A 12,876-nucleotide genomic window follows, 5' to 3' on the forward strand; every position below is an offset into this window, starting at 1 on the left:
TAAATGCACACAACGGGTAGTTGTTCTATAAATTCTAAAATTCAAAAGCTCCTAAGTCAGGCAAAGTCCCTTTAAATGGCAGACCTACATCTATTCCTTTATTAATCATATCACTATCTGCCTTTAATTGAAAAAAAGTCACATCAGGTAAACTACCATCTGCTTTTCTGGCTCCTAATAATTGAGTATAATCAATACTAGCAAAATCATCTGCCGTAACTGTTATTCCGTTTTGCCAGCTGTTATTTGTAACATCTGTAATATCTGCAAACGTGGTTCCATAAGCCCCTAAAACATTGCTATTTTTAATGATTAATTTTGTTAACGGATTTGTAGTGCTAAAAGAATAATTTCTACCATTTTCATAAGCTGAACAATTAAAAAGAGTTACTTCTCCCCTGTTACTATTGTGATCAAAACCATCAGCGACATTTCCTGCTGCTATGCAATTGGTATATTTTGCATTGTGTTTTAGTAATTTATCATCGCTTCCTCCGGTTTTAAATCCGTTTCCGTCTCCGACTCCTTTAGTTCCGTTTTTAAGATAACCGTTTTTGATTGCCCAACAATTTTGATATGTCGTTGAAATATTATCTGCTCCTCTTAAATAACCATCCCAACCGTCATCTAAATTTTGCCATGCCCTGCAACCTATAAATTTATTTCCTGTCCCGGCATTTAATTTACAGGCAAATCCATCGGCATTTTCAAGAGTAGAGTCGGCATTGAAATACGAATCACAATTAAGAATCGTGTTATTTGCAGCACCATTATCCAATTGTAATCCTGAATCAGCACATTCTGAGAAAGTCATAAACTCAATTATATTATTGCTTCCTTTAACTTGCATTCCGTTATCTCCGGCTTTATAAATATCAATTCCTTTAATATGCCAATAATCAGCGGTTAGGACGATTCCCTGATTTACTGAATTTTCCATCATTGCAGAAAAATCCAGTTTAGGTCTTGCAGCTCCTTCTTTTGCTTTAAGCGTAATAACTTTATCTGATGTTCCTGATGATGCTATGGTAATCTTTGAAGTCATGGCATAAGTACCTCCATTCAAAACAATAGTTTCACCTGGTTTGACTTTACCTAAAGCCGTAGTTAATTCCGCAACATTTGAAACCTCATAATCTGCAACTGGAGCAATTGAAAAACCTGTGATCTTAATCTCTTTGTTTGCGGTAACAATACTTTTATCTTTAGCTGTAGCAGTAACCGTTATAGTTCCATTCTTTTTGGCTGTAATCAGACCATCTACAGATATATCGGCAATCGTTGCGTCTGAAACTTTCCATGTAATCGCTTTATTAGTTGCATTTTCTGGGGTTATTTTAGCAACCATTTGCCCGCTAACACCAGATGTAATATCAGCACCCTGAATTTCAATATTTTGAACCAGGACATCAGCAACGTTGACAGCAGTCTCATCATCTTTTTGACATGAAACCAAAACAACTAATAATACCAGTCTGAATATTGTTTTTATTCTCATTTTTTTTAAAATTAAATTTCATCTTAACTAAAAAGGCATGCAAAAATATTTAAATTCAGCATGCCTTTTAACCAACAAATGTTTTATAAAAAACCTTAGTTAATCCAACGAGGATCTCCTATTTTATCATCAATCATAGTTTGATTTTTGATTGTAAAATCACCTGATGCAGCATTAACAAATTGTGGATCAAGAGTAGTTCCTGAGGCATCTACTTTATTACTTGCAATAGTAGCATCCTGAAAGCTCGGTGCACCAAAATAATAATTATTAGTAAAAGTTGGTGTTATTGTAAGTGACTGGTTTGTATAAATAGCTGTAGTTGATGTAATCAAAGTATTTCTTACAATAGATGTATTTGAACCAAATCGAACATACAATATTCTTTTTGGCGCAGCAGTATCAGAAACCTTATACAAAGTACAACTGTCTATTAACACATTAGTAGTTAACCCAGTTCCAGTTAGCCCAGCAGCAGCATCAGTTCTAACAAAATCACGTCCAGTAGAACAGGTATCAAATGTACTATTTTTAAGAACAATATCAGCCACATAACTATTTCTAAAATCTATAAAGTCTGCGCCGATATTAGTATTTACATTTTTAACAATACTATTATCAACAGTTAATGATTTTACTTTTGAGCCTGTAGCTGTACTTGCAGACAATAATGAACGAGTATAATCATGAACTATGCACCCACTTATTAAAAAGTCACCATAATTTGAACCAGATGTACCTATTGTTATTACACTAGCATTAGTAATACCTGAACCATCTAAATCTAAATTTAAAAGCGAAATATTATTTGTTCCTGCATTTGCAGTAATTTTATAATGCAAAACCGGTTTAGCTTTTCCTGGAATAGCGCTAATAGTAATGGATTTTTTTAATATCATATCAGTACTTGGAGTTACTCCATCAGCTCCAAACGATTTGTAATCACCCGATTCTAGAAATAATTGTGCACCTGAATCAGCGTTTTCTATTACTTCTAATAAATCCTCTGTATTTTTCACTAAAATACCATCTCCAATATCAATACCTGTTGTAAATGCAAGAGCGCCTCTTTTCTTAGTGTTGTTAAATAAATTTGCCTGATAGTTTGTTTCCGGGCTTAAGCCTTTAACGGTAGCAATACCACTAATTTTTTCTTCCGCTGTAATAATATGTGTAATATCTCCAGGTATCAATACAATTTGTGTTACACTGCTATTAGCAACCCATCTTAAAGTAGCCTCTTTAGAAGCTATATCACCATCTTGCACAGCTAAGAAAAGTTGTTCTGACAAAGTATTTGCAGTAACCACAGTCCATTTTGAACTTTCTAAACCTGAAGCACTAACTGCCTTAACTCTTATAGAATAAAGTGTTTCTCCTTCTAGAACAACCTGCACTGGTAATTCAGCTCCAGTTACTTCTACGGTTTTAAAAATCGTAGAAAAATTCGGGTCGTCTGCGCTAAATTCTACCACATAATGATCTGCTTGTTCGTTTACAGTCCAATTCAATTCAACTGATGTTTGATTTCTAACAGTTGCCTTAACATTCACAGGAGAAAACACTCTGCTATTTCCAATTCCGTCTAATAAAGCCTCGTTGTAACTATCACAACTCGTCCCAAGTACTACAACCAAAAAAGAAGCAACCAGACCTTTTATTATATATTTTACTTTCATAATTAATGATTCTTATGATTTATATTTTTTCTAATTCGCTATTAATATCCGTAATCGTTAAATATCAAGTTATTACTATTATCTATAAACACTTGCCAGATTGGCCAAAACTGTCTGTTATCAGGATTTGACCCAACTTTGTAAAGTGAACTGATTTTAGTATCCTCTAATTTATTCCAGGCAACGGAAGTATAATCAGCTCCGGGATTTACACTTTCACCACGGTTTAAACCATATACAATTAGTGAAACATTGTCAGCTCCATATTTAAAATATAAAGTAGATGGTACATCGGCATATTCTCCGGAACGTGCTTTCAAATCAGTCATTTTAACTTTTGCCTCATCCAATTTTACTTTAAGCAAATTCCAACGAATAAGTGCCTGCTTACGCTCCATTTCTCCGGTAAATTCATATTTATTTTCTTCAACAATAGCATTCAGCATTGCCTGCTTATCTGTTAGAGCATTTACATAAACATCTACTTTTACAGCATGAGCCGATGCAGGGAAAGCCCTTCTTCTAATTTCTTTCAAATAAGGTGCTGCAGCTGCAGGCCCTTCCAGTTCATTCGCAGCTTCCGCAGCAATTAAAAGTACTTCGGCATAACGCATGTACATTTTATTAACACCATCATCATTAGTAGAAGTAACTCTGCGTATCATCCAATCGTAGCGATATTTACCAAAATACCATGTATCTAAAGTATTCAATTCTTGTTTCGCGATTTGATTTACTGCTGCACCATATTTATAAGGAACGCAAGTCACATCTCTACGTGAATCTGTTTGGTCATAGTCATAAAAAACAAATGGCAGCGGACCTGCTACACCCCCACGGTTAGCTCCATTAGCTTGAAATTGGTCAATAGCAGAAGTATGTCTTACTGCAAAAGTAAACAACATTCTTCCACGCCCATCAGCAAAAGGAAGCTCCCACAATGATTCTCCACCAGCATTAGTATTTTCCTGATTGTATTTTCTCCATAATCCTTCAAAAGTTGGTTCTAATTTTGCTGAACCACTCTGAATAACATCACGAACTTCTTTTAATGCCAATGCATACATATTAGCTACTGAAAGTTCCGGATCATTACTTCTTCTCACGCCACCTTCAGGATATTGTTGATATCCACTGGCTACCATTGCTAAACGTGCTCTAAATGCTTTTACAAAAGCTTTATTTACGTGTTCAACAGTACTTGTGTAAGCGGTTTCATTTGGCCAGGCAACCAAATTTGATGCCTCTCCTAAATCAGCAATCAGTTGTTTATAAATAACATCACGATTTGTTTTAGGTAAATACAAGGTTTCATTATTAATAGGTTCAAAACGAGCAGGAACATCTCCCCATGCTTTAAGCAAATCAGCATAATAAATAGCTCTTAATGTCAAAGCCTCTCCTAATAACTGTCCCATTTCTGTTCCTGGCAAAGGATTCCCATACTGACGTATACCCTTGATACAGATGTTAGCACGTTCTATTCCTGAAAACATCATTGAATAAGCATTATTAGCCGTATTCATTTCTGTATTATTAGGTTTTGCATCATAAACACACAAATCCGCCTTATCTCCAGGACTTTGTGAAGTATTATACCATTCCACATCTGTATTTAAACCGTAATATGGCAAAAAACGCCCCCTATATGAGTTAGTTTCAGCAAATGGTACTTTTATTCCATCAATAGCCCCTTTTGCAAGTCCGGCCGTAGAAAAAATCACAGACGCATCTAACGATGATTCTGCAGGTGCCTCTAAATAATCGTCTTCAAATTGTTGACAAGAACTGAATAAACCAGATATGATCAGTCCTGCTATTATTATTTTATGTTTCATTTTGTAATAATTTAAAATTAGAAATTAAGATTCATCCCAAAAACCATTTGTCTGCTTCTTGGATAAGGACTTGAATCAACCCCAGGTGTAAGTGGATTTTTTCTTCTGGTTGAAACTTCCGGATCAGAACCTGAATAATTTGTCCATACAAAAACATTATTTGCCGTTAAATAAAACCTCAACTTGGAAATTCCCATTTTAGATGTGAATGATTCAGGAGTTGTGTATCCTAATGTTAATGTATTTAATCTCAGAAACGATGCATCTTCAACAGCCCAATCGCTAAATACTGCACTTCTCATGTAGGGAGACCACATAGTAGTGTTTGCATTTAAAGCTGTTAATGCTGCAGGATCAGTTACCAATTGACCTGAATCAGGATCTAGATTCGTCCATCTGCTTCCGTCTGCCATAATTGTATTTAAATTTTTGTATTGTCCTGCACCAGGAATAGCTGTTGAGAATTCAATTTTATCAGCATTATATACGTCATTTCCAACGCTCCAGTTAAACGCTGCCATTAAATCAAATCCATAAGCATTTCCATTAATAACAAATCCACCCGTACTTTTAGGATTTACATTTCCGATTACAGTCTGATCATTTGCATCCACCTTACCATCTCCGGTTATATCTTTCAATTTCATATACCCTGGCTGAATAGCACTGGACGAAACAATACCAGTAGCATCTGCTACACCACTTTTTAAAGTATATTTTGTACCATCCCAATCAAAATCAGATACTTCATATCGACCATCATTTTGGTAGCCATACATAGTTCCCAATGAAGATCCCACTGCCACCAAATAATCAGCTCCGATTTGTGTAGAAGCCCAACCTGTATTAGTTCCAAAGTCATCCATTATACCCAATGAGTTAATACGGTTTTTATTAATTCCCATATTAAATGAAAAGCTCAATCCGTATTTCTCTCTTTCCAGAGCGATTACGTTTATCGTCGCTTCAAATCCTTTGTTTTGTGTTTCACCCATATTACGGAATTGAGAATCATATCCTGTTCCGCCTGTCAGGAAATTTATTAATAAGTCACTTGTCGTATTATTGTAATAATCTAAAGTACCATTTATACGGTTTTTAAAAAAACCAAAATCTAAACCAAAGTTTCTTGTAACTGTAGTTTCCCATTTTAAATCAGGATTAGGCATTATTTTTGAAGGTGCCCATATACTTTCAACTCCATTAATCCACGTTGTTGTTGTCGATTGAAAAGTCTGGACTTGCTGCCCTACAGGTATATTGTTATTACCCGCTTCACCATAACTTGCTCTAACTTTAAGAAGATCTAACCAGGAAACATTTTTCAGAAAACTTTCTTCAGACATTTTCCATCCTGCTGCTACTGCAGGGAAATATCCCCAACGATTTTGTTTTAAAAATTTACTGGATCCGTCAGCACGAAACGTACCAGTTAATAAATAACGATTTTTGTAATCATAATTTACACGTCCAAAAAATGACAATAATTTATCATCCGGATTGTAATAATTATCTACTGCCTGTGGTTTACCCTGTGTTGTTAATGTTTTTGCTTTATTAAAATCAAAAAATGTCGGATAACCATGAATAGTTGTTGTTACTGAGTTTGAATTATAAGTAATACTCTCTTGTCCTAAAAGGGCAGACAAGTGATGATCCTCACCCATTACTTTTTTGAAATCATAATTCAATGTGTTAGCGTTTCTAAAACGTCTGTCTTTGGTATCTGTCATAATCATAGCAGGCATACCTTGATTAACCCCAAGAGGCGCATTATCAATATAGTATGTAGTCAATCCATAAAAACGATAGTCCAAATTATTAAAATTATCTAAACCTAAATCTACTTTCAATTTTAAATTATCTATAAGTTCCCATCCAAAACTACCTAACATATTAAAGTTTTTACGAAACTGCTGACGATCATTATCATAAACAGATGCAAAAGGATTTACCATTAAGTCACCTTCATTTGTATCATCTGTTGCTGACGTCAAACCAGGAACCGGAACTGGAGAGTAACCCACAATTGTACGCATACGTGAATCTGATGAAGATTTTTCATTTTGCTCATTTACTCCACCACCATTAATTTCAGTATCAGAATAACGTATCGTAAATCCGGCATCAATCCTATCTGTTATTTTACTTTTTAATGCCATAGACAGGTTATTTCTTTTATAATTTGAACCTATCATTATGGCTTTTTCATCAAAATGAGCGTAATTGAAATTATAATTCAACTTATCGTTTCCTCCTCTTATCCCTAAATCACGACTTTGAACTTCTCCTGTACGTCCAAAAATTTGTTTTTGCCAATTGTCTCCTTTTAAACCTTTGTATATATCCTGATCTTGCCAGTTTCCAAAATATTTAGTATAAGAAGTTGGATTAGAAGCCACTTTAGTTCCAGTTTGAGAAAGCAAAGCATATTCATATTGCCATTTAGTATAATCTTCCGGCGACAAAACATCAATTTGCTTGGCCATAGTCTTCATACCGTAAAACATATTAAAACTTACAGACATTTTACCATCTTTACCACTTTTTGTAGTAATTAAAATTACTCCATTTGCACCACGAGATCCATAAATTGCAGTAGAAGAAGCATCTTTTAAAACTGTCATGGAATCGATATCAGACGAAGAAATATCATTCATACTGTTCACAGGAAAACCATCAACAATAATTAATGGTGAAGCATCCTGAGTAAGGGAACCTCCTCCACGCACTCTAATTCTTATATCGGCATCTGGAGAACCTTCTGAAGATGTTACCTGTACACCGGCAATTCTACCTGTTAATGCCTCAGCAACATTTGCTACCGGAACTTTTTTCAAATCATTCCCTGAGATAGTTGAGACAGCTCCGGTTAAATCAGACTTCTTAACAGTCCCATACCCAATTACCACTACCTCATTTAAAGCATTTGCTTCTTCTGCTAAAACAACATTAATTGTTTTTTTACCCGCCACCGGAACAGATTGAGTTGTAAATCCAATAAAGGAAAATTCCACAATTGCTTTTGAGTTTGAAAGTTTTAATTTATATTTTCCGTCAAAATCAGTAGACACGCCATTTTTAGTACCTTTCTCCAATACATTTACACCCGGCAAAGTCAAACCCGAAGCATCCTTAACGACACCCTCTAATGTTGTATCCTGTGCACTTACCTGATTGCTGGAGAGCAAACACAATAAGAAAACAAATGCAAAGCAATAATTTGCTCTTTTATTAAGTAAATCTTTAAAATTCATAGTTAGTGTTTAGTTTAATTATTAATTGTTTTTAAGTTTTTTTGTGGTCTTAATTACATTTTCCTTCTTAAATAACTTTAAAATAATGTTTTTTTTCTATTTGAAATTAAATCTGTTTTCTATAACCCCTTGAAAACATTAATAAAATTGATTTTTTTAAATTAAAAAAAGAAAGTGTAATCGATTACACAAACATAAAAAAAAAATCTAAATAAAAAATAAAATTTCCCAAAAATTTCATAAAAAAAATTACATATTAAAAATTATATTCAGTTTTTCTATGACATCTATAATTTTAACCTCAAAAAAATAACAAATATTCTTTTATTTTTTAAAGATACTTTTGCTTTTTATAAAAAAATCAATCGATTACACAATCTATTGATTTTTTCATAATCGCCGATAAAATTTAAAAAATAAAGTAATTTCTTTATAATACCCTATAAAATATAACAGAACAATCTTAATTGAAATATTACGAATTTGATTTTATATTTTTCAAGCAACAGCTGTGACACAGAAGTTATTCTTTATGAAAGTTTTAAATTATAAAAAAGAAAGCCCTTAAACAATTATATATGCTTAAGGGCCTATTACCCGTTGGGGTATTAATTAAAACTCTTATTTGATATCAAAACAGTAGGTTTAATTGAGTAAAGCCTATTTATACTTCACCTGAGTCCATTTGTCTTCGCTCAGGATAAACTTAGTAGAAAGTTTTTTACTTCGAAAAGGCTTCGGCTCCACTTATCCTGACTCTTGTTTTGAATTAACCCAATGGTTGGGCTTATTATTTTTAAAATATAGTTTTAAATATGCTTCAACTGCAATATAGACTTATGTTTTTGCATTAAGAGTAAAGTAATCCCCATTCCAACAACCGACATTCCAACACCTATAAGATTAGGGGAAGCAAAACTATATCCGGCAGCCAACGGCAAACCTCCTAAAAAAGCCCCCAATGCATTTCCGATATTAAAACTTCCCTGAAGCGATGCAGAAGCTATCATCTCAGCGCCAACAGCGGTTTTAATCATCAGCATTTGGATAGGTGCAATAACCGAAAACGAAATACAACCAGTCAGGAAAGTTAAAAACAAAGAAACATATTGATTGTAAGAGAAAAAGTAAACCAAAATTAAATCAACAGACATTATAAACAATAGAGCTAATGTTGTTGGTGCAGGAGAAAATCTATCTGCTAATTTACCACCTGCAAAATTTCCAACAACCATTCCTAATCCAGCTAAAATAAGAATATAGGAAACATCTTCTGGCGAAAATTTAGAAACATTTATCAGCAACGGAGCGATATAACTAATCCAGGCAAACAATCCTCCAAATCCAATAGCCGTAATTCCGATAATCAACCAGGCTTCTGTTTTCTTAAAGAATAACAATTGTGTTTTCATATTTACATTTCCGCTTTTCTTCAGATTTGGCATCCATAAATAGATAAACAATAAGGTTAGTAAACCTACAATCCCAATCAATACAAAAGTATAACGCCAAATAAAATGATGACCTATATATGTACCAATTGGCACACCTATTAAATTAGCCAAAGTTAATCCCGAAAACATAATCGCAATTGCCTGTGCTTCTTTCCCTTTGTCAGCCAAACGGCTTGCAACTACTGCTCCTACGCCAAAAAAAGCACCATGGGGCAATCCGGATAAAAACCTGGAAGCGAATAAAAAATTATAGTTGGGTGCAATGATAGACAGTGCATTAAAAACCGTTAACATCAATGCTAAAATCAGAAGCATCTTTTTAGGCGCATAATTTCTGCCTACAATTACTAATAAAGGTGCACCAATAACAACACCTAAAGCATAAGCCGAAATTAAATAGCCTGCTACCGGAATTGTAACTTTCATATCTGATGCAATATCAGGCAACAAACCCATCATAACAAATTCGGTTATTCCGATTGTTAAACCTCCTAATGAGAGTGCAATAAGACTTTTTTTCATTTGATTTTCAAGAAAGGAATATGACTTTCTATGACGCAAATTTAAGTTAGCTTTACAAAAACTTAGTTGTATATTTACGATATAAACTTGTATATTTAAGCTATGACAAAATTAAATCAGTTTGAAACACTTCTTATTCATGAATTCGAAGATGAAAAATTTCATCTTCCGCCTCATACTCACACCTATTATGAAATCATTTATATAAAAAAGGGAAACGGTATTCATCATTTAAACAACAATTTATTACCTTATAAATCAGGGGATTTATTTGTGATTTCGCCAGACGACGAGCATTATTTTGACATTAAAAAAAGTACTCGTTTTTTCTACATCAAATTCACAGATAGTTATTTTAATTCGAAACAGAATCTTACTTGTGATGAATTTTTAATTCATACTCCGGAAAGTTTCATGCGTGATAAAACACTCAAGGAAACTGTTTTAAAATTAGATGATCCGTGTAAAATAATTTTAAAGAATACTATTGAAAACATTTCGGAATATAATTGCAAAACCGATGTTTCGAACTCGCCAATTGTGTTTTATCAAATCCTTTCTATTTTTGGATTGATAAAAGAAACGATGCGTGGGATGAATCTTGTTGTAAAAGGAAATTCTATTGACCAAGAGCAAATTACTTCTTACATACATCAGAATATTTATCAGCCCAAATTAGTTCAGATAAAAATGATTGCAAATCATTTTAATATTGCTCAAACATATTTTAGTGCTTATTTCAAAAGGACTTTTGCTATAAGTTATCGCGACTATATTCATAATTTAAGAACGACATTAATAGAAAAGCGTTTCCAAAACGATCAGTTACCGGTCAAACAAATTGCTTATGAATTTGGTTTTACTGATGAAAGCCATCTGTCTAATTATTTCAAAAAACGAAGAAAGATGAATCCAACAGATTTCAAAAGGCTTTAGTTATGAAAATCTTAAAAAAAATTTGAGCTCGTTATTTTTCTCTAAATTTGTATTTCAAAAAAAATTTCTTGAAAACACAAGTCTACATATTATTTATCTTCTTAACTATTGGTTTCTTTTTGATTCCAAGTTCTGGTTTTGCATGTGGAAATAATGGTGGAAAAACTTCTCATAAAAAAGAAATCACTTCAGAAAACAAAGAAAAAGATTGTTGCAAAAAAGACTGTTGCAAGAAAGCTTCTGATTCCAAAAAAGAAAAACATGCTTGCGATGGAAAATGCAATCACATCAATTGTACGACCTCATCTTTTCAATTTACTATTCTAGCAGATGAGTTTGATCTTCAAAATAGAGTTTTCTATTTTTCAATAGAAAAACTTATATCTTATTATAGTGAAACCAACATTTCTGATGGCTTTACTTCAATTTGGCTAAAACCAAAAATATAATAATTGTATTTGTGACAGCCATAAATGGGTCTTTTGAGAACCATTTATTTTAAATTTCAATTAAACAACTCAAAGGAAAATCGAAATTCCTTTTCTAAAAACACACAAAATGAAAAATTCAATAGCAACAATAGCAGCGATAATCGCAATAGTATTTTCTACAAATTTAATTCAGGCAAATTCAGTAAAAACAGAAAGAACAACAATAGAAATTCTGGATTCAAGTCAGCTGCAAAGCGTTTATGACGCCTATTTTACTGTAAAAGATGCGCTTATTAAAAGTGACAGCAAATTAACTTCTGCGAAAGCCAAAGATTTACTGGCAGCAATTAGTGCCGTAAAAATGGACGAACTAAAAAGCGACGAACATACAGCGTGGATGAAAGTCATGAAAAAACTGACTGCAGATACAAAAAGCATTTCAGCAACTACAGATCTTAAAAAACAGCGTGAGACTTTTAAATCTCTTTCAAAAAACACTTACGAATTAATTAAAATTTCAAAATCAAATCAGGTTGTCTACAAACAATATTGCCCAATGGCAGATGCTGACTGGTTAAGCAAAGAAAAAGCAGTTAAGAATCCGTATTACGGTTCTTCGATGCTGACTTGTGGAAATGTGGTAGAAACTATCAAATAAATATGACGCTTTATATCAAGAACATGGTATGCGGCAGATGTAAAATGGTTGTGAAGTCTGAGTTTGAGAAACTCGGACTTCACACTATTTCTGTTGAATTGGGTGAAGTTGAATTACAAGAAGAAATTACTGAAAGCCAAAAAATAATATTACTTAAAAATCTTCATTCTTTAGGATTTGATTTAATTGATGATAAAAGAAGCAAAGCAATCGAAAAAATAAAAACGCTTATTATCGATTTGGTTCATCATAAAAACAACGAACTTAAAACCAACTTATCCGATTATTTAGCTAAAAACCTCAACCAGGATTATAATTCATTAAGCAATCTTTTTTCAGAAATTGAAAAAACGACTATCGAAAAATATTTTATCAATCAGAAAATAGAAAAGGTAAAAGAGCTATTAATTTACAATGAACTTTCATTAAGCGAAATTGCCGATATGTTAAACTATAGCAATGTGGCACATTTGAGCAATCAATTCAAGAAAATTACAGGTTTTACTCCTACTTCTTTTAAACAGTTGAAGGACAAAAACCGTATTCAGATCGAAAATTTGTAAATCTTACAAATCATTTACAAAATTATACAATCCGAAGTAA

The 12,876-nt window shown here is 33.1% G+C and carries 9 protein-coding genes; 4 read left to right on the plus strand and 5 right to left on the minus strand.

The window, feature by feature from the left end:
• Positions 1 to 34: 34 nt before the first annotated feature.
• The 5 genes from J2W48_RS03320 to J2W48_RS03340 all read right to left on the minus strand — a co-directional run bounded on the left by J2W48_RS03320 (position 35) and on the right by J2W48_RS03340 (position 10,248).
• On the minus strand, positions 35 to 1,498 hold the full coding sequence (locus J2W48_RS03320) for a right-handed parallel beta-helix repeat-containing protein (RefSeq protein WP_310278055.1): 1,464 nt from the start codon (positions 1,496 to 1,498) through the stop codon (positions 35 to 37).
• A 95-nt stretch (positions 1,499 to 1,593) separates the two neighbouring features.
• Positions 1,594 to 3,177 (minus strand): DUF5123 domain-containing protein, encoded by a 1,584-nt coding sequence (locus J2W48_RS03325; protein WP_310278057.1) that lies wholly within the window; start codon positions 3,175 to 3,177, stop codon positions 1,594 to 1,596.
• Between the two features lie 41 nt (positions 3,178 to 3,218).
• A complete protein-coding gene (locus J2W48_RS03330; RefSeq protein ID WP_310278059.1) occupies positions 3,219 to 5,015 on the minus strand; it encodes a RagB/SusD family nutrient uptake outer membrane protein in 1,797 nt (598 codons plus the stop codon).
• A 17-nt stretch (positions 5,016 to 5,032) separates the two neighbouring features.
• On the minus strand, positions 5,033 to 8,272 hold the full coding sequence (locus J2W48_RS03335) for a SusC/RagA family TonB-linked outer membrane protein (protein WP_310278062.1): 3,240 nt from the start codon (positions 8,270 to 8,272) through the stop codon (positions 5,033 to 5,035).
• An 809-nt stretch (positions 8,273 to 9,081) separates the two neighbouring features.
• Positions 9,082 to 10,248 carry an MFS transporter gene (locus J2W48_RS03340; RefSeq protein ID WP_310278065.1) on the minus strand — a complete coding sequence of 389 codons (1,167 nt, stop codon included), beginning with the start codon at positions 10,246 to 10,248 and terminating at the stop codon, positions 9,082 to 9,084.
• Between the two features lie 102 nt (positions 10,249 to 10,350).
• On the opposite strand from J2W48_RS03340, the gene J2W48_RS03345 reads away from it, so the two are divergent.
• The 4 genes from J2W48_RS03345 (at position 10,351) to J2W48_RS03360 (ending at position 12,836) form a co-directional block, all read left to right on the plus strand.
• Positions 10,351 to 11,184: an AraC family transcriptional regulator gene (locus J2W48_RS03345; RefSeq protein WP_310278068.1), complete on the plus strand. Its 834-nt coding sequence runs from the start codon at positions 10,351 to 10,353 to the stop codon at positions 11,182 to 11,184.
• 68 nt (positions 11,185 to 11,252) lie between these two features.
• Positions 11,253 to 11,633 (plus strand): hypothetical protein, encoded by a 381-nt coding sequence (locus J2W48_RS03350; protein WP_310278071.1) that lies wholly within the window; start codon positions 11,253 to 11,255, stop codon positions 11,631 to 11,633.
• Positions 11,634 to 11,742: 109 nt separating this feature from the next.
• Positions 11,743 to 12,273: a DUF3347 domain-containing protein gene (locus J2W48_RS03355; protein ID WP_310278074.1), complete on the plus strand. Its 531-nt coding sequence runs from the start codon at positions 11,743 to 11,745 to the stop codon at positions 12,271 to 12,273.
• Between the two features lie 2 nt (positions 12,274 to 12,275).
• A complete protein-coding gene (locus tag J2W48_RS03360) occupies positions 12,276 to 12,836 on the plus strand; it encodes a helix-turn-helix domain-containing protein (protein ID WP_310278077.1) in 561 nt (186 codons plus the stop codon).
• Positions 12,837 to 12,876 lie beyond the last annotated feature (40 nt).

The organism is Flavobacterium piscis (assembly GCF_031457575.1).
Taxonomy (GTDB): domain Bacteria; phylum Bacteroidota; class Bacteroidia; order Flavobacteriales; family Flavobacteriaceae; genus Flavobacterium; species Flavobacterium piscis_A.

Bases quoted from the DNA above. Each gene is read 5' to 3' on its own strand.
- J2W48_RS03325 (WP_310278057.1), bottom strand. From the start codon at position 3,177: ATGAAAGTAAAATATATAATAAAAGGTCTGGTTGCTTCTTTTTTGGTT.
- J2W48_RS03340 (WP_310278065.1), bottom strand. From the start codon at position 10,248: ATGAAAAAAAGTCTTATTGCACTCTCATTAGGAGGTTTAACAATCGGA.
- J2W48_RS03355 (WP_310278074.1), top strand. From the start codon at position 11,743: ATGAAAAATTCAATAGCAACAATAGCAGCGATAATCGCAATAGTATTT.
- J2W48_RS03330 (WP_310278059.1), bottom strand. From the start codon at position 5,015: ATGAAACATAAAATAATAATAGCAGGACTGATCATATCTGGTTTATTC.
- J2W48_RS03360 (WP_310278077.1), top strand. From the start codon at position 12,276: ATGACGCTTTATATCAAGAACATGGTATGCGGCAGATGTAAAATGGTT.
- J2W48_RS03345 (WP_310278068.1), top strand. From the start codon at position 10,351: ATGACAAAATTAAATCAGTTTGAAACACTTCTTATTCATGAATTCGAA.
- J2W48_RS03335 (WP_310278062.1), bottom strand. From the start codon at position 8,272: ATGAATTTTAAAGATTTACTTAATAAAAGAGCAAATTATTGCTTTGCA.
- J2W48_RS03320 (WP_310278055.1), bottom strand. From the start codon at position 1,498: ATGAGAATAAAAACAATATTCAGACTGGTATTATTAGTTGTTTTGGTT.